13 protein-coding genes are annotated in these 17,202 nt (G+C 56.3%); 6 read left to right on the top strand and 7 right to left on the bottom strand.

Annotated elements, in window-relative coordinates; all coding sequences use genetic code 11:
* The first annotated feature begins 11 nt into the window (after nucleotides 1-11).
* On the top strand, nucleotides 12-2,006 hold the full coding sequence (gene tkt, locus FD428_RS06220; RefSeq protein ID WP_012131322.1) for a transketolase: 1,995 nt from the start codon (nucleotides 12-14) through the stop codon (nucleotides 2,004-2,006).
* A gap of 102 nt (nucleotides 2,007-2,108) precedes the next feature.
* Here tkt and FD428_RS06215 read toward each other — a convergent pair whose 3' ends face one another.
* The 3 genes from FD428_RS06215 to aegA form a co-directional block, all read right to left on the bottom strand.
* Nucleotides 2,109-3,152 carry a DUF1176 domain-containing protein gene (locus tag FD428_RS06215; protein ID WP_114848613.1) on the bottom strand — a complete coding sequence of 348 codons (1,044 nt, stop codon included), beginning with the start codon at nucleotides 3,150-3,152 and terminating at the stop codon, nucleotides 2,109-2,111.
* A gap of 126 nt (nucleotides 3,153-3,278) precedes the next feature.
* A complete protein-coding gene (gene nudK, locus FD428_RS06210; protein ID WP_049009707.1) occupies nucleotides 3,279-3,854 on the bottom strand; it encodes a GDP-mannose pyrophosphatase NudK in 576 nt (191 codons plus the stop codon).
* A 91-nt stretch (nucleotides 3,855-3,945) separates the two neighbouring features.
* Nucleotides 3,946-5,919 carry a formate-dependent uric acid utilization protein AegA gene (aegA, locus tag FD428_RS06205; protein WP_104868365.1) on the bottom strand — a complete coding sequence of 658 codons (1,974 nt, stop codon included), beginning with the start codon at nucleotides 5,917-5,919 and terminating at the stop codon, nucleotides 3,946-3,948.
* Nucleotides 5,920-6,137: 218 nt separating this feature from the next.
* Between aegA and narQ the strand changes: the two genes are divergently transcribed.
* Both narQ and acrD read left to right on the top strand, forming a co-directional pair.
* Entirely contained in the window at nucleotides 6,138-7,838 is a 1,701-nt protein-coding gene (gene narQ / locus FD428_RS06200) for a nitrate/nitrite two-component system sensor histidine kinase NarQ (protein WP_104868364.1), read from the top strand.
* Nucleotides 7,839-8,023: 185 nt separating this feature from the next.
* Nucleotides 8,024-11,137 (top strand): multidrug efflux RND transporter permease AcrD, encoded by a 3,114-nt coding sequence (acrD, locus tag FD428_RS06195; RefSeq protein WP_012131312.1) that lies wholly within the window; start codon nucleotides 8,024-8,026, stop codon nucleotides 11,135-11,137.
* 73 nt (nucleotides 11,138-11,210) lie between these two features.
* On the opposite strand, the gene ypfM is transcribed toward acrD, so the two are convergent.
* A complete protein-coding gene (gene ypfM, locus FD428_RS06190) occupies nucleotides 11,211-11,270 on the bottom strand; it encodes a protein YpfM (RefSeq protein ID WP_001386977.1) in 60 nt (19 codons plus the stop codon).
* 410 nt (nucleotides 11,271-11,680) lie between these two features.
* Between ypfM and FD428_RS06185 the strand changes: the two genes are divergently transcribed.
* From FD428_RS06185 to FD428_RS06175, 3 genes are read left to right on the top strand one after another with little or no spacing between them, the layout of a single operon-like run.
* Complete coding sequence (locus FD428_RS06185) at nucleotides 11,681-12,037, top strand: ArsC family reductase (RefSeq protein WP_012131310.1); 357 nt, start codon at nucleotides 11,681-11,683, stop codon at nucleotides 12,035-12,037.
* 3 nt (nucleotides 12,038-12,040) lie between these two features.
* The gene (dapE, locus tag FD428_RS06180) at nucleotides 12,041-13,168 is read left to right on the top strand and encodes a succinyl-diaminopimelate desuccinylase (RefSeq protein WP_012131309.1); all 1,128 of its coding nucleotides are present in this window, start codon (nucleotides 12,041-12,043) and stop codon (nucleotides 13,166-13,168) included.
* Nucleotides 13,169-13,195: 27 nt separating this feature from the next.
* The gene (locus FD428_RS06175; protein WP_012131308.1) at nucleotides 13,196-13,396 is read left to right on the top strand and encodes a YpfN family protein; all 201 of its coding nucleotides are present in this window, start codon (nucleotides 13,196-13,198) and stop codon (nucleotides 13,394-13,396) included.
* 105 nt (nucleotides 13,397-13,501) lie between these two features.
* Here FD428_RS06175 and ypfH read toward each other — a convergent pair whose 3' ends face one another.
* The 3 genes from ypfH to FD428_RS06160 all read right to left on the bottom strand — a co-directional run bounded on the left by ypfH (nucleotide 13,502) and on the right by FD428_RS06160 (nucleotide 17,168).
* Nucleotides 13,502-14,200, bottom strand: a complete 699-nt coding sequence (gene ypfH, locus FD428_RS06170; RefSeq protein ID WP_012131307.1) for an esterase — start codon at nucleotides 14,198-14,200, stop codon at nucleotides 13,502-13,504.
* Nucleotides 14,201-14,273: 73 nt separating this feature from the next.
* Entirely contained in the window at nucleotides 14,274-16,289 is a 2,016-nt protein-coding gene (locus FD428_RS06165; RefSeq protein ID WP_114848612.1) for a tRNA(Met) cytidine acetyltransferase TmcA, read from the bottom strand.
* A gap of 15 nt (nucleotides 16,290-16,304) precedes the next feature.
* A complete protein-coding gene (locus FD428_RS06160) occupies nucleotides 16,305-17,168 on the bottom strand; it encodes a neutral zinc metallopeptidase (RefSeq protein ID WP_024130129.1) in 864 nt (287 codons plus the stop codon).
* Nucleotides 17,169-17,202 lie beyond the last annotated feature (34 nt).

The raw sequence follows: 17,202 nt of genomic DNA, 5'->3' as shown, positions 1-17,202 counted from the left end.
CGGAGTGATTTATGTCCCGAAAAGACCTTGCCAATGCCATTCGTGCGCTCAGTATGGATGCCGTACAAAAAGCCAATTCCGGTCATCCCGGCGCGCCGATGGGCATGGCGGATATTGCCGAAGTGCTGTGGAATGATTTTCTCCGCCACAACCCGACCGACCCCACCTGGTATGACCGCGATCGCTTTATTCTTTCCAACGGCCACGCGTCAATGCTGCTCTACAGCCTGCTGCACCTGACCGGCTACGATCTGCCAATCGAGGAGCTGAAAAACTTCCGTCAGCTCCATTCAAAAACGCCGGGACACCCGGAAATCGGCTATACGCCAGGCGTTGAAACCACCACCGGGCCATTAGGTCAGGGACTGGCGAATGCCGTCGGTCTGGCGATTGCCGAACGCACGCTGGCCGCGCAGTTTAATCAGCCCGATCATGACATCGTCGATCACTACACGTATGTCTTTATGGGCGATGGCTGCCTGATGGAGGGGATTTCGCACGAAGTCTGCTCGCTGGCGGGTACGCTGGGGCTGGGCAAGCTAATCGGCTTCTACGATCACAACGGCATCTCAATTGATGGCGAAACCGAAGGCTGGTTTACCGACGATACCGCCAAACGGTTCGAAGCGTATCACTGGCATGTAGTGCATGAGATCGACGGACACGATCCCGAAGCCGTGAAGAAAGCGATTCTTGAAGCGCAGAGTGTGAAAGACAAACCGTCGTTGATTATTTGCCGGACGGTAATCGGCTTCGGCTCACCGAATAAAGCCGGGAAAGAGGAGTCTCACGGCGCGGCGCTGGGAGAAGAAGAGGTGGCGCTGACCCGCCAGAAACTGGGCTGGCATCACCCTGCTTTTGAGATCCCGAAAGAGATTTACCGTGCCTGGGATGCGCGTGAAAAAGGTGAAAAAGCGCAGCAGGCATGGCAGGAGAAGTTCGCGGCGTATCAGAAAGCGTATCCCGATCTGGCAAGAGCGTTTACCCGACGAATGCGCGGCGAGTTGCCAGAGTCCTGGGAAACCACGACGCGAAAATACATTGCTGAATTGCAGGCCAACCCGGCCAAAATCGCCACCCGCAAGGCATCGCAAAATACGCTGAACGCCTACGGCCCAATACTGCCGGAACTGCTCGGCGGCTCGGCGGATCTCGCGCCCAGTAACCTGACTATCTGGAAAGGTTCGACGTCGCTGAAAGAAGATCCGGCCGGGAATTACATTCACTACGGCGTGCGCGAATTTGGTATGACGGCCATTGCCAACGGCATTGCCCACCACGGCGGATTCGTGCCTTACACCGCGACCTTCCTGATGTTTGTGGAATACGCCCGTAACGCGGCGCGAATGGCGGCGTTGATGAAAGCCCGGCAGATCATGGTTTATACCCACGACTCTATCGGGCTGGGTGAAGATGGGCCGACGCACCAGGCCGTGGAGCAACTGGCCAGCCTGCGTCTGACGCCAAATTTCAGCACCTGGCGTCCGTGCGATCAGGTTGAGGCGGCAGTCGGCTGGAAGCTGGCGGTTGAGCGCCATACCGGCCCGACGGCGCTGATTCTCTCAAGGCAGAATCTGGCGCAGGTGGAGCGTACCCCGGAGCAGGTGAAGGAGATCGCCCGTGGTGGTTATGTGCTGAAAGACAGCGGCGGTAAGCCGGATGTAATCCTGATTGCTACCGGGTCTGAAATGGAAATCACTCTGCTGGCGGCGGAAAAGCTAACCGGAGAAGGCCATAACGTCCGGGTGGTGTCCCTGCCTTCGACGGATATTTTTGATGCTCAGGATGAGGCGTATCGCGAATCCGTGCTGCCGTCGAACGTTGCCGCTCGCGTGGCGATTGAGGCAGGCATTGCCGACTACTGGTACAAATATGTCGGGCTGAAAGGCGCGATTGTCGGGATGACGGGATATGGCGAATCGGCCCCGGCCGAAAAACTGTTCCCTTATTTCGGCTTTACGGTCGAGAATATCGTCGAAAAAGCGCATAAGGTGCTTAAAGCGTAAAAATGGATGAGTGGGTCGGAAGCCGGATGGCGACGCGATGCGTCTTATCCGGCCTACAAAATGGGCCGTAGGCCCGGTAAGCGTTAGCGCCACCGGGCGCCCCTAACGTGTGATCCACAACGTGGGCCAGGCATCTGGCCCATGCCAGTTATCGCAGCTTGGCTCTTCGGCATAACGCACCAGACGAAAACGCTGGCCGTCAAAACGCCAGCGCGTCTGGATACCGCAATCGGCCAACCCACGCCCTTTTGCCAGCGTGATTAATTCCCGGGATTTCTCGTCAAAAACCGCGTTCATCAGCTCCATATCATTGCTTTCAGCCCCGGAGTTAAAGGGCAAACGCAACCGTACGGCGCGGGAGGCGAATGGTTTTTTGCGTGAGACAATCCACGCGAGATCGACCGTATTATAGGCTCCGGCTTCGCAACCGGTCATCAGCAGGGCTTTGTCATCGGTCAGGGCCGCGACGCGCACTTCCCGGCGCATCGGGTCAAGCGAGCAGTGAATACTGTTCATCCGCCAGTTACCGTAATCCAGCAGATCGTTGCGTTCATCATAAGAAAGCGGCGTCGGCGTTGGGTTGACGATAGCCACGCCTTTCAGCGCTGGCGCGGGCGGCACGCTGAGCGGTGGATCATTCCCTTTATCAATCCACGCAGTTTCGCTGCCAACGCGTTTTTGCTGTGCGTCGATAAACAACAGCGCAGCTTTAAGCCCCACCAGAGAAATCGTCTGTTTTCCCTTTTTCAGGGTAATCGCCTGGGCTTCCTGAATGGTCTGTAAAAACGCAGCAATGGTGACGGTGTCATCCGTCATCAGATGCCAGGGCGTAATGCGCCATTGCCCGGCATTTAGCGGCAGCGGTTTTTCATCCAGCAGCAGACGCGGCGCAATCTCCGCCTCTTTCGCACCGGGCGAGGTCAGCCCCCCCAAATCAATGCGAAGTACCGCATCGGTATGCGCCCCGGCGCTGCGGCTTAACGTCATCACCAGCCCGCGATGTTCGCCGGTATTACGCGCCACGCAAAAATTCTGATTGTTACAAGTGACCTGCCAGTCAGAAAAAGTCTGCTGCGCTGGCGCCGCCCACGTCAGCGACGTCGGCAGCAGGCCGAGCAGGAAAACGAAAATAACGCGATTGCGCATGGACGGTACAACCCCAGAAGAAAAACGAAACGGCTTTAGGCGGTATCTTCCTTGCGCGACTCCTGTGGCTCAATCAGATTTGTCGGATAGCGACATCATTATGTAAAGAAATATAAACCTTATTTATCAATCCATTAGCGAGGAAGAATGCAAATAATTGAGCAATAACACGGTCTTACCGTCTCGTATCTCACCGGTTTTGATCATCGCCAGCGCCTGTGTCAATGGCAGTTCCAGTACCTCAATATCTTCATCTTCCACACCGCCGCCTGCGTTTGCCCGCTGGCTGTCGCTGTATTCTGCAATGAAGAAGTGAATCAGTTCCGTCACGCCGCCAGGCGACATGTATAACTCAAACAGTTTACGCACCTCACCCACTTCATAGCCGGTCTCTTCAATCGCTTCTTTGCGAATGCACGCTTCCGGCTCGTCGTTATCCAGCAGCCCGGCGCAGGTTTCTATCAACTGGCCGCTTTCATTGCCGTTCACCCAGGTGGCAACGCGAAACTGGCGGATGAGCACCACGGTCTGCTTTTCACGGTTATACAGCAGGATCGTTGCGCCATTGCCGCGATCGTAAACCTCGCGCTTATGGCGAATCACATCGCCATTTTTACGGGTCAGATCGTAGGTAATATTGCGCAGGATGAAGTAATTATCAGAGAGAACTTTGTCTTTGATGAGAGTAATTTTTTGCGACATACCGGCTCCACAGCGTAAGAAGACAGGTAATCTTACGCCGCAAGGCCGGTTTTGTCTGCGCGCTATCATGCTGCTCGCGCCGAATGGAGACTTATCCGGTTTGCATGATCCCCAGCCACTGAATAATCCCCTGCGCGGCGTGACGCCCTTCCGCCATCGCCGTCACCACCAGATCGGCGCCGCGCACGGCGTCACCGCCCGCGAAGATTTTAGGATTACTGGTCTGGTAACGGAACGCGCTTTCGACATTTGCCGCAATGCGCCCCCAGTCGTCCACTTTCACACCGTGCGCTTCCAGCCACGGCATACCATGCGGATGAAAACCAAACGCCATAATTACCGCATCAGCGGGCATGACAAACTCGCTGCCCGCGATGGGCATCGGGCGGCGACGCCCCTGCGCATCGGGTTCGCCAAGCTGAGTACGTAAAAAACGCACGCCGCTGACGCAACCGTCGGCATTCAGCACCAGCTCAACCGGCTGTACGTTAAATTCAAAGTTCGCCCCCTCTTCCCGCGCGTTTTTTACCTCTTTTTTCGACCCCGGCATATTCGCCTCGTCGCGACGATATGCGCAGGTCACCTGGCTTGCGCCATGACGCAGCGCGGTACGCACGCAGTCCATCGCGGTATCGCCGCCGCCCAGCACCACAACATTAAGCCCGGCGGTGTCGATAAAAGGTTCGTCAGGCAATTCATCCAGCCCCATAACCTGTTTCGTGTTGGCAATCAGGAACGGCAGCGCATCATATACGCCCGGCGCATCTTCGTTTGGCAGGTCGGCTTTCATGGAACGGTATGTGCCGACGCCGACAAAAACCGCATCGTACTCATCCAGCAGCGACGCCAGCCTGACGTCTTTGCCGACTTCGCAGTTCAGTTCAAAATGAATTCCCATCGCGCTGAAGATTTCGCGACGGCGCGCCAGCAGTGATTTATCCAGCTTAAAAGAGGGAATGCCAAAGGTCAGCAGGCCGCCAATTTCAGGGTGGCGATCGAACACGGTCGTGCTCACGCCATGACGCGCCAGCACATCTGCGCAGGCCAGCCCGGCCGGGCCCGCGCCAATAATCGCCACACGTTTATCCTGCTGCTGAACGCCGCTCAGGTCTGGCCGCCAGCCTTTGTCCAGCGCCCGGTCGGAAATGTAGCGTTCAATATTGCCGATCGTCACCGCGCCATACTCATCGCGCACCGTACAGGCGCCTTCGCACAGCCTGTCCTGCGGGCATACGCGCCCGGTAATTTCCGGCAGGCAGTTAGTCTGGTGCGACAGCGCCACCGCATCGTCAATGTTTCCCGCTTTTACCAGCTCAATCCACTGCGGAATATGGTTGTGCAGCGGACACGTCCACTCGCAGATACTGTGTTCACCGCACTTCAGGCAACGGGCCGCTTCGCGTTCAGCCTGCGCGGTACGAAACGGCAGGTAGATTTCATCAAAGCTGGTTTTTCGCGCGTCAATCGCCAGCTTATCCGGCTCGCCGCGTGGGGGCGTCGCCCGCATCTGTTCGACTTTATTGAGCGCACCAGGAGTGACTCCCGTCGCACAGGCATGCCAGGGCTGATTTTCCTGACGCGCGGTGCGCAGACGCCGCGCTTTCGACAGCCGGGTCAGCGACGCTTCCGTTACCAATTGCAACGCATCTGCCGGGCAGTTTTCAACACAGGCCGGGCCGCCTTCGCGATCCAGACACAAATCGCATTTGTGCGCCGTGGCTTTGACCTGATCCTGGCCTGTTGGCGTGAGGATTATCTGCATTGTGCCGAAGGGACAGGCAACCACGCAGGATTTACAGCCGATACATTTTTGCTGGTTGACCTGAACGCTGTCTTTGACATGACGGATTGCGCCATTTGGGCAGCTCCTGGCGCAAGGCGCATCCTCGCAGTGGTGGCAGGTTACCGCGCTGCGCTGATGCTGATGTTTGATCACCGTAATTCGGGGCTGAAAATGCCGCTGGTGCAGTACGTGTTGCTCATCATTGTGGGCCATTACGCAAGCGACCTCACAGGCATGGCATCCCAGGCACTGTTGGCTATTGGCCATAATAAAACGATTCATGGCGTCCTTCTGTTTTGGTGGCAAAAACCTTATTCTTTATATGAATGTTATTAACCGACGCCGAAGGGGTCGGCAATGTTCATTTGCCCAGGACGCACAACTATTTATCCAGAACCTGTGGCAGATCAATTTATTTCATCGCTGGTGAAATTGCGTTTCAGTTACACTTGCCAATATTTATCCGTTCACTGTGAGCATATTTTTCGGGGATTACGCGCGTGGTCGTCAAACGCCCTGTCTCGGCCAGCCTGGCCCGGGCCTTTTTTTACATTGTGCTGCTGTCGATTCTCTCAACCGGTATCGCCCTGCTGACGCTGGCGAGCAGTTTGCGGGATGCCGAGGCCATTAACGTGGCCGGTTCACTGCGTATGCAGAGCTACCGACTGGGTTACGATCTGCAAAGCGGCAGTCCGCAATTGAACGCGCACCGTCAGCTTTTTCAGCAAGCGCTCAACTCTCCCGCGTTAAGTAACCTGAACGCCTGGTACGTTCCGCAGACGGTTAAAAGCCGTTACGGGCAACTGCATGCGAACTGGCTGGAGATGAACACGAGACTGGTGGATGCGGATATAAAGTGGTATCGCGCCAATATCAATAACTATGTCGATCAGATCGATCTCTTCGTTCTGGCGCTGCAACACTATGCCGAGCGTAAGGTGATGCTGGTGGTCGGCATATCGCTGGCGGGCGGCATCGGGATCTTCACGCTGGTCTTTTTCACCCTGCGGCGTATTCGCCAGCAGGTAGTCCAGCCGCTTAACCAACTGGTCGCCGCCAGCCAGCACATTGAACATGGTCAGTTCGACATCCCGCCGCTGAATACCCACTTGCCGAATGAGCTGGGGCTGCTGGCCAAAACATTTAGCCAGATGTCGAGCGAGTTGCATAAGCTGTACCGCTCTCTCGAGGCTTCGGTAGAAGAAAAAACCCACGATCTGCACGAAGCCAACCGCCGTCTGGAAGTGCTGTACCAGTGCTCACAGGCGCTCAATACCAGCCAAATCGACGTTCACTGTTTCCGCCATATTTTACAGATCGTCCGCGAACATGACGCCGCTTACTATCTGGAATTAACCGTGGGCGATAACTGGCGGATCAGCGAAGGAGCGGAAAGCGCTGATTTGCCCATGCAGATTCTGCCGGTCACGATGCAGGAAACGGTCTACGGCGAACTGCACTGGCAAAGCCCCAACGTCAGCGCCTCCACCCCGCTGCTGCACAGCGTATCGACCATGCTGGGGCGCGGTTTGTACTTTAATCAGGCGCAAAAACATTTCCAGCAACTGCTGCTGATGGAAGAACGCGCGACTATCGCCCGCGAGCTGCATGACTCACTGGCGCAGGTGCTCTCCTATTTGCGCATTCAGTTGACGCTGCTGAAGCGCTCAATTCCAGAAGATAATCTCCCCGCGCAAAGCATCATGGCGGATTTCTCCCGGGCGCTGAACGACGCTTATCGTCAGTTGCGCGAGCTGCTGACCACCTTCCGCCTGACGTTACAGCAGGCCGACTTACCTTCTGCGCTGCATGAAATGCTGGATACCCTGCAAAGCCAGACCTCCGCGAAACTGACGCTGGATTGCCGTTTACCGACGCTGGCGCTGGATGCGCAAATGCAGGTGCACCTGTTACAAATCGTTCGCGAGGCGGTGCTGAATGCGATTAAACACGCCAGCGCCACGGAGATCGCCGTTAGCTGCGTCACCGCCCCCGATGGCAACCATACGGTCTATATTCGGGATAACGGCGTTGGCATTGGCGAACCGAACGAACCAACGGGACACTACGGTCTGAACATTATGCGCGAGCGTGCGGAAAGACTTAGCGGCACGCTGAATTTCTCGCAACCGTCAGGGGGCGGGACGCTGGTCAGCATCAGTTTTCGCTCATCGGAAGATGAAGAGGGTCAATTAGCGTAAAGAACGGCAAAGCACCGCACGGCGGGAATACAGACAGGGCGGCACTGGCACAAAATGTATGCTGTAAACGTGCATGATAATTTACATTATCTTCTTTTTTTCTCCACGTTTGACACGTACCTTGCCGCTACAGTGAAGCAGGTCATACCCAATAATTATACGCAGAAACACGAGGTCCTCCTTTAATGGCGAATTTCTTTATCGATCGCCCCATTTTTGCCTGGGTGCTGGCAATCCTGTTGTGTCTGACGGGAACCCTGGCCATTCTCTCTTTGCCCGTAGAGCAATACCCCGACCTGGCGCCGCCAAACGTCCGCATTACCGCGAATTATCCGGGGGCATCCGCGCAGACGCTGGAGAATACCGTCACTCAGGTTATCGAACAGAATATGACCGGCCTCGATAATCTGATGTATATGTCGTCGCAAAGCAGTGGGACGGGCCAGGCAACGGTGACGCTCAGTTTTGTGGCCGGAACCGACCCCGATGAAGCCGTCCAGCAGGTACAAAACCAGCTGCAATCGGCAATGCGTAAATTGCCGCAGGCGGTACAGAACCAGGGCGTCACGGTCCGTAAAACCGGGGACACCAACATCCTGACCATTGCGTTTGTCTCCACCGACGGTTCAATGGATAAACAGGACATCGCCGACTATGTCGCCAGTAATATCCAGGACCCGCTCAGCCGCGTAAACGGCGTGGGGGATATCGACGCCTACGGTTCGCAATATTCGATGCGTATCTGGCTGGACCCGGCCAAACTCAACAGCTACCAGATGACCGCGAAAGATGTCACGGATGCCATCGAATCACAGAACGCGCAAATTGCCGTCGGGCAGCTTGGCGGCACGCCTTCGGTCGACAGGCAGGCGCTCAATGCGACAATCAACGCCCAGTCGCTGCTGCAAACGCCCGAGCAGTTCCGTGATATCACGCTGCGCGTCAACCAGGATGGTTCAGAGGTCAAGCTGGGCGATGTGGCGACCGTCGAAATGGGCGCTGAAAAATATGATTATCTCAGCCGCTTCAACGGTAATCCGGCCTCCGGTCTGGGGGTAAAACTGGCCTCTGGCGCCAACGAAATGGAAACCGCCAAACTGGTGCTTAACCGCCTGGACGAGCTGGCCGAATACTTCCCGCACGGTCTGGAGTATAAGGTGGCGTATGAAACCACCTCCTTCGTCAAAGCCTCGATTATCGATGTGGTGAAAACCCTGCTGGAAGCCATCGCGCTGGTGTTCCTGGTGATGTACCTGTTCCTGCAAAACTTCCGCGCCACGTTGATCCCCACTATCGCCGTACCGGTGGTATTGATGGGGACGTTCTCCGTCCTGTATGCCTTCGACTACAGCATTAACACGCTGACGATGTTCGCGATGGTGCTGGCGATCGGCCTGCTGGTCGATGACGCCATCGTGGTGGTGGAAAACGTCGAGCGCATCATGAGCGAGGAAGGTCTTTCGCCGCGCGAAGCCACCAGAAAATCGATGGGGCAGATACAAGGGGCGCTGGTTGGTATCGCGATGGTGCTGTCAGCCGTATTTGTGCCGATGGCTTTCTTTGGCGGTACGACCGGGGCTATCTATCGCCAGTTCTCCATCACGATTGTCGCCGCGATGGTGCTCTCCGTGCTGGTGGCGATGATCCTGACGCCCGCCCTGTGCGCCACGCTGCTAAAACCCCTGCACAAAGGCGAGCATCACGGACAGAAAGGCTTCTTCGGCTGGTTTAACCGGACGTTCAACCGCAACGCTGAACGCTACGAGAAAGGCGTTGCGAAGATCCTGCATCGCAGCCTGCGCTGGATACTGATCTACGTTCTGTTGCTCGGCGCGATGGTGGTGCTGTTCCTGCGTCTGCCGACCTCCTTCTTGCCGCAGGAAGACCGTGGGATGTTTATTACCTCGGTACAGTTGCCAAGCGGCTCCACGCAGCAGCAGACCTTAAAAGTGGTGCAGGAAGTTGAAAAATATTACTTCACCCAGGAGAAAGACAACGTCATGTCCGTCTTCTCGACGGTGGGATCGGGGCCTGGCGGGAACGGTCAAAACGTGGCGCGCATGTTTGTCCGCTTAAAAGACTGGGACGAACGCAACGCCACGACCGGCACCTCGTTTGCCATTATTGAACGCGCCACGAAAGCCTTTAACAAGATTAAAGAAGCGCGCGTTTACGCCAGCAGTCCACCGGCAATCAGCGGTCTGGGCAGTTCCGCAGGGTTTGATATGGAACTTCAGGACCACGCGGGCGCCGGTCACGATGCCTTAATGGCCGCACGCGATCGGTTGATTGAGCTGGCGGCGCAGGACAGTGCGCTGACCCGCGTGCGTCACAATGGTCTGGACGACAGTCCGCAGTTGCAAATTGATATCGATCAGCGCAAAGCCCAGGCGCTGGGCGTCTCTATCGACGACATCAATGACACGCTGCAAACCGCATGGGGCTCCAGTTACGTCAATGACTTTATGGACCGGGGTCGCGTGAAGAAGGTCTATGTACAGGCGGCGGCGAAATACCGCATGCTGCCGGACGATATCAATCTCTGGTATGTGCGTAATAAAGACGGCGGCATGGTGCCTTTCTCCGCCTTTGCGACGTCACGCTGGGAAACGGGCTCTCCGCGTCTGGAGCGCTATAACGGCTACTCGGCGGTCGAGATTGTCGGCGAAGCGGCGCCTGGCGTCAGTACCGGTACGGCAATGGATGTAATGGAGTCGCTGGTTCGCCAGTTGCCAACGGGATTTGGGCTTGAATGGACGGCGATGTCTTATCAGGAACGCCTCTCTGGCGCGCAGGCACCTGCGCTGTACGCCATTTCGCTGCTGGTCGTTTTCCTGTGCCTGGCCGCGCTGTATGAAAGCTGGTCGGTTCCGTTCTCGGTTATGCTGGTGGTGCCGCTGGGCGTCATTGGCGCGCTGCTCGCCACCTGGATGCGCGGCCTGGAAAATGACGTTTACTTCCAGGTCGGGTTGCTAACGGTGATCGGCCTTTCCGCGAAAAACGCAATCCTGATTGTCGAATTCGCCAATGAGATGAACGAGAAAGGCCACGATCTGCTGGATGCCACGCTGCATGCCTGCCGCCAGCGTTTACGCCCAATTCTGATGACCTCTCTGGCCTTTATTTTCGGGGTGCTGCCGATGGCGATTAGCAACGGGGCGGGTTCCGGGAGCCAGCATGCCGTCGGGACAGGCGTCATGGGCGGGATGATCTCCGCCACCATCCTGGCGATTTACTTCGTACCGCTGTTCTTTGTGCTGGTGCGTCGCCGCTTCCCGCTGAAACCGAAGCCGGAATAAGACACAAAAAAGGCGACTTACTTTGAGTCGCCTTTTTCTTATCCTTTTCAGGATCAGGATATCTTCCAGAAATTTATTTGCGAAGCATAACTTCGATAAAATCTTTCCAGTTCCCCAGTTCACGTTCAATCATAACAACCTCTCTTATTATTATGGCTATTCTACGAAAAGATTATCCTCAAGAGAAGATAATTTAACCGATTGCAGTGATTACATCCTCCGGTGAATGGGGTTCATGGCATTACTATGACCCTGTAACCATAAATTTTATGTGACTTACTGCAATATTTTGAAACATTAATCCACTTCTGAAAACCGCGCTCATTTCAGTTAAGAAACAGCCTATTGCAGCTCGCTGGATTTATACTTCCCGATGGGATGCTTATTAAGCAACATTTCAGAATTATTATTCACAAGAGTTCAACAATGTTATATTTACCGTTTATTATGTCATGATAAATAACCGGTATATGGCAGTTCCGCACTGACGGATACCACGATAATATTGCTTAATTATTCGTAATTCGCGTAAAAGGATTCAACATGATCACCGTCTACGGCATCAAAAATTGTGACACGATTAAAAAGGCGCGACGCTGGCTGGAGGCTCACGGTATTGACTACCGCTTTCACGATTACCGCGCAGACGGAATCGATGCCGCGTTATTGAATACGTTTATTGCGGAGTCAGGCTGGCAGCCCTTGCTGAATACGCGCGGAACGACATGGCGTAAACTTGATGAAGCCACGCGTAACGGCATCACGGATGCGGCGTCCGCCGCAGCATTAATGACTGAAATGCCAGCAATTATCAAACGCCCATTGCTCTGCGCGACCGGGAAGCCTATGCTGCTGGGTTTTAGCGAATCCAGTTATCAGCAGTTTTTTGATGAGGTGTAGTCTATGTCGTGCCCGGTTATTGAGCTGACACAGCAGCTTATTCGCCGCCCTTCCCTGAGTCCAGATGACGCAGGATGCCAGGCGTTAATGATTGAACGCCTGCGTGCAATCGGTTTTACCGTTGAGCATATGGATTTTGGCGATACACAGAATTTTTGGGCATGGCGCGGACAAGGCGAAACGCTGGCTTTTGCCGGGCATACCGATGTCGTACCTGCGGGTGATGTCGATCGCTGGATCAACCCGCCTTTTGAACCGACAATCCGCGACGGAATGCTGTTTGGCCGTGGTGCGGCAGACATGAAAGGCTCTCTGGCGGCGATGGTCGTTGCGGCTGAACGTTTTGTCGCCCAGCATCCAGATCATCAGGGGCGTCTGGCGTTCCTTATCACCTCGGATGAAGAAGCCAGCGCGAAAAACGGCACCGTGAAGGTGGTCGAAACGCTGATGGCGCGTAACGAACGTCTGGATTATTGCCTGGTCGGCGAACCGTCCAGCACTGAAATCGTCGGTGATGTGGTCAAGAATGGCCGTCGCGGGTCGCTGACCTGTAACCTGACGATCCACGGTGTGCAGGGGCACGTCGCTTATCCCCATCTGGCGGATAACCCGGTGCATCGCGCAGCGCCGATGTTGAATGAACTGGTGGCGATCGAGTGGGATCAGGGAAATGAATTTTTCCCGGCGACCAGTATGCAGATTGCCAACATTCAGGCTGGCACCGGCAGCAATAACGTCATTCCGGGCGAGCTGTTTATTCAGTTCAATTTCCGCTTCAGCACCGAACTGACCGATGAGACTCTCAAAGAGCGCGTTCACGCGCTGCTGGATAAACATCAATTACGCTACACGGTGGACTGGTGGCTTTCCGGCCAGCCGTTCCTGACGGCGCGCGGCAAGCTGGTGGATGCGGTGGTGAACGCCATTGAGCACTATAATGAGATAAAACCGCAGTTACTCACTACGGGTGGAACGTCCGACGGGCGCTTTATTGCGCGTATGGGGGCGCAGGTAGTCGAACTCGGGCCGGTCAACGCCACCATTCATAAAATTAATGAATGTGTTAATGCAGCCGATCTGCAACTGCTTGCCCGCATGTATCAACGTATCATGGAACAACTCGTCGCCTGACGCGTGTTCCTGTAAGAGGAAATAAGCATGGACTGGCTGGCAAAATATTGGTGGATTCTGGTGCTGGTGTTTTTGGTGGGTGTACTGATCAATGTGATCAAAGACCTCAAGCGGGTCGATCACAAAAAATTCCTCGCCAATAAACCGGAGCTGCCCCCGCATCGTGATTTTAACGATAAGTGGGACGATGACGACGACTGGCCGAAGAAAGATCAGCCAAAGAAATAGTCAGATAAACCTGTAGGCCTGATAAGCGTGTCGCCATCAGGCAACATACCGTCTGAATGCCGGATGGCGGCTTCGCCCCTATCCGGCCTACGGTTCAGTTCCGGCTTATATCATTTCGATAATATCATCATCATTCGGCTTACCGCCGCTCAACGCTTCATCAAAGTAGTGTTTCGGCACGGTATAGCGCAAATGGTCGAGCGCAAACTGCATACTGCGATCGTCAATCGCATGGCCTAAATCCTCGACGATATCCAGCGTCACATCGCCTCCGGCACGGACTAACGCTTCCTGTGCGGCAACCGCATGAGATAACTCAATCACCCGGTCTTCACCGCCGTGAATCAAATGTACCGTTGTGGCGGTCGTGGCGATTTCCGGCAAGCTGGCGTAGCGTCCGTTGAAAGCAATCACGCGCGATGCCAGACCCGGCTCGGCTTTGATGCTTTCAAGAGACATAATCGCCCCCTGCGAAAACCCAATCAGCGCGGTAGCCTCCGGCCCAACGCCGCTCTGTTTCTGCCAGTAGCGAACCGTCTCGATAAACACCGGCATAATCGCATCAACCCGCGCCTGGCGGTTCTCTTCCGTCACATCCTGAACCGAAAACCACTGACGCCCAGGCGCCGGGCCACAAGGTTCCGCGCCGCCAATGCTGACCACCAGCGCCTCTGGAAATAACGGTGCGAACCAGGAGCCAATTTCTCCCATTGAGACCGGGTTATCGCCCACGCCATGAAACAGCAACAGCAGTTGTTTCGCGGGTTTATCGGGGCTTTGAACAACAAAATGGTCATGTTTCATGGCGATCTCCTTAACTGATAAAACAGATTCTACGCCGCTTAATCACAATGACCATGCCAGGAAATTGAAGGAGTTAGTGAAAAAATTGCCATTGCAAAACGCGTTCGCGTAACCGCTGCGCCCGTTCGTCATCCAGTGCGGTAAGCGCATGGGCGACTTCCCGGCGCTGGGCGATAAGCAGCGCTTTACGCCCAGACAAACCCAGCCGGATACACAGATTCGCGTCGCTGCACTTCTCCTCCAGGCGTCCACGCAGCGCGGGGAGCGCCAGCTCGCTACGCTCAAGCAGTCGACTCAGACAGCCTAACGACGTGAGCAACGGTCGATGGGCAAACGCAAAGCCCGCCAGTTCATCCCAGTCATCATCATTAAGCGTAGACGCTTTCAGCGGGATAACCGGGATCGCTTCGCCGTTCCAGCAAGCAAGGATCTCCGCATCCCGGCGCAGACGCTGGTGCTCGCGGTGCGCCAGTTGCGCGCCAGCCTCGCTGATGGGCAGCAAAGCCATCGCCGTATAACAGCCGCTGCTCGCCTCCTTGTGGTTCCCCATCCGCACCAGCACAAAACCGCAACGCTGCCAGAATCGCCAGAGTTCGGCGGTATAACCAAAACTGACGGAGAGATAGTCGCACTGGCTGGCGCCGCCGTATGCTTCAGCGATCAGCTGCTGCCCAATCCCTTCCCGCTGGCGGGCCGGGTGGACGGCAATACGGCTCACCCGACGCCCGGTCAGCGTCGCCGCCAGCGGATCGCCACCATGAGCGGCCAACGACTGCGCGACAAGATTCCCGCGCGGACGACGATAGCCCGCCCACACGGCCTGGCTCAGCGCGGCCGATAATCCGCCCTCTTCCACCAGCCAGGCGGCCCCCGCCACTCGCTCAGCCGTAAAAGCGCCGAGAAAATGCTGCCCCGGCGCATCCATCATGCGACGCAGATCGAGCGGAGAGGTGCGGTAATGCGCGCCGGAAAGCATCTGATACACCGCCAGCGGCTGCGCCGGCCCGGTATGCCAGAGCGTCTGCGTAAAAGCGGAGAACCGAATCGCCCCCTGCGGCGCATGGGCAAACGTCTCGTCGTCGAATATCAGCGCTTCGCCGACCCATTGTTCCAGCGGACACCCCTGCGCCCAGCGAACAGGCTGTCGCAGTTCAAAACGCCGGAGATGAGGAAAACGGGCGCAGAACTTCAGCAGAAAACCGCGTCCCGTCCCTTCATAGCCCTGAACGGTGGTGGTCAACAATATGCGTGAAAAACGCAACGCCAGGCGATGCAGCAGCGGCGCGGGGATTGCCGCCGCCTCATCGACAATCAGCCAGTCGGCCGTCTCCGTGCCCGCCAACAGCGCATCAGGAGCGAGAAAGCGAAATTTCTCACCGGCAAACTGCGCCAGCACGTCCGTCGCCGCTTTCGACGGCGCAGTTACAATGGCCGTCCCGCTCATCCGCGAAATTAACTGCCCGGCCAGCGCCGATTTACCCCGCCCTCGCGCCGCCGTAACGGCGGCCACGCCGGGTGGCATTCGCAGCAGGTGCTGCAAAATCGCGGCCTGCTCAGGCTGCGGTTCACCCGTAGCGGGTTGCCAGTGGGGACGGGCAGGAAAGCGCGGCCATGAAAACGGTTGAGACTGCTGCCAGTGCAACGTCTGCTCGTCACGGGCCATCACGCGTTTGAGGTGCTGGATAAAATGTGGCGTTGCAACAGGCTGCGGGCAGTCGCTCCAGCGCAGCGAGTCCGCATCGGGACGGGATTCCCATGCAGAATACGGCGGCGTCAGCAGCACCAGCCAGCTTCCGGCTCGCAGCGTGCCGCTCAGCGCCGCAAATGCCGAGGCATCAAACCCTAACTGCGCATCAAAAACCGCGTGGCGGAACTCGCGTCCCAGTAGCGTTTGTAACGCCTGCGGCGTACAGTGCGGCGCGGCGGGCGCATCGGTTGCCACCCACAGCCAGTCGCCAGCCAATGCTTCTCGCAGCGCCAGCGCCCGTTCACGACACCAGGACGCATCGCCGCTGAGCACCAGCAGCCGACGAATCCCTTCCTGCGCCATTTGTGCGGTTAGCGCCCGCAATGCGTCATTGTCAGACATCCCTGCCCCGGTATGTTAAAAACCTTTGCCGAAGGTATTACATTGCGCCGGATCGCCGCTATCAAAACCGCGTTTAAACCAGGTATAGCGCTGCTCGGAAGTGCCGTGAGTGAAGCTGTCCGGCACCACGCGTCCCTGACTTTGTTGTTGCAGACGATCGTCGCCAATCGCCTGCGCCGCATTCAACGCTTCTTCCAGATCGCCGGATTCCAGCACGCCCTGTTGCTGCATGTTGTGCCCCCAGACGCCCGCGAAGCAATCCGCCTGTAGCTCCATACGTACGGAGAGTCGGTTCACTTCCGCTTGCGATGCGGTCTGTTGCAGCTGACGGACCTTCGGTTCGATGCCCAACAGTTTTTGCACATGGTGCCCCACTTCGTGGGCGATAACGTAACCCTGGGCAAAATCGCCATCCGCGCCCAGTTTGTTTTTCATGTCATCGTAGAAGGAAAGATCGATGTAGACCGTGCCATCCGCCGGGCAATAGAACGGCCCCATCACGGACTGACCCGCACCGCATCCTGTGCGCGTCGCGCCACGGTACATCACCAGCTTAGGCTGCTGATATGTGCGCCCCATTTTCTCAAACTGCTGGCCCCAGGTATCTTCTGTGGTCGCCAGAATGACGGAGGTAAACTTCGCGGCCTCGTCGTCATTTGGACTGATCGAACGCGTCGTTTCCTGCTGAGAAATCGGCTGCCCGGTCATTAAACCGGTAAGATCCACCCCGTAATAGCCCGCCACCAGTACGACAATCAGCAGAATGATTCCGCCTTTGCCGCTGGGCAAACGAAAACCCGGCCCGCCCATTGACGGGCCGCCGGAGCTATTGCGTCTGTCTTCTACATTGTCACTTTCACGACGCCCTTGCCAGCGCATAATCACCTCAACATACTATTCATTATGATGATGA

The sequence above is a fragment of the Citrobacter sp. TBCP-5362 genome (assembly GCF_005406305.1).
Classification (GTDB): Bacteria; Pseudomonadota; Gammaproteobacteria; order Enterobacterales; family Enterobacteriaceae; genus Citrobacter_B; species Citrobacter_B koseri.
The sequence above is the reverse complement of the archived record's forward strand: the minus strand, read 5'-3'. Positions and strand labels throughout refer to the sequence as shown.

Bases quoted from the DNA above. Each gene is read 5' to 3' on its own strand.
- ypfH (WP_012131307.1), bottom strand. From the start codon at position 14,200: ATGAAACATGACCATTTTGTTGTTCAAAGCCCCGATAAACCCGCGAAA.
- tkt (WP_012131322.1), top strand. From the start codon at position 12: ATGTCCCGAAAAGACCTTGCCAATGCCATTCGTGCGCTCAGTATGGAT.
- FD428_RS06185 (WP_012131310.1), top strand. From the start codon at position 11,681: ATGATCACCGTCTACGGCATCAAAAATTGTGACACGATTAAAAAGGCG.
- nudK (WP_049009707.1), bottom strand. From the start codon at position 3,854: ATGTCGCAAAAAATTACTCTCATCAAAGACAAAGTTCTCTCTGATAAT.
- FD428_RS06215 (WP_114848613.1), bottom strand. From the start codon at position 3,152: ATGCGCAATCGCGTTATTTTCGTTTTCCTGCTCGGCCTGCTGCCGACG.
- FD428_RS06160 (WP_024130129.1), bottom strand. From the start codon at position 17,168: ATGCGCTGGCAAGGGCGTCGTGAAAGTGACAATGTAGAAGACAGACGC.
- FD428_RS06165 (WP_114848612.1), bottom strand. From the start codon at position 16,289: ATGTCTGACAATGACGCATTGCGGGCGCTAACCGCACAAATGGCGCAG.
- aegA (WP_104868365.1), bottom strand. From the start codon at position 5,919: ATGAATCGTTTTATTATGGCCAATAGCCAACAGTGCCTGGGATGCCAT.
- FD428_RS06175 (WP_012131308.1), top strand. From the start codon at position 13,196: ATGGACTGGCTGGCAAAATATTGGTGGATTCTGGTGCTGGTGTTTTTG.
- dapE (WP_012131309.1), top strand. From the start codon at position 12,041: ATGTCGTGCCCGGTTATTGAGCTGACACAGCAGCTTATTCGCCGCCCT.
- acrD (WP_012131312.1), top strand. From the start codon at position 8,024: ATGGCGAATTTCTTTATCGATCGCCCCATTTTTGCCTGGGTGCTGGCA.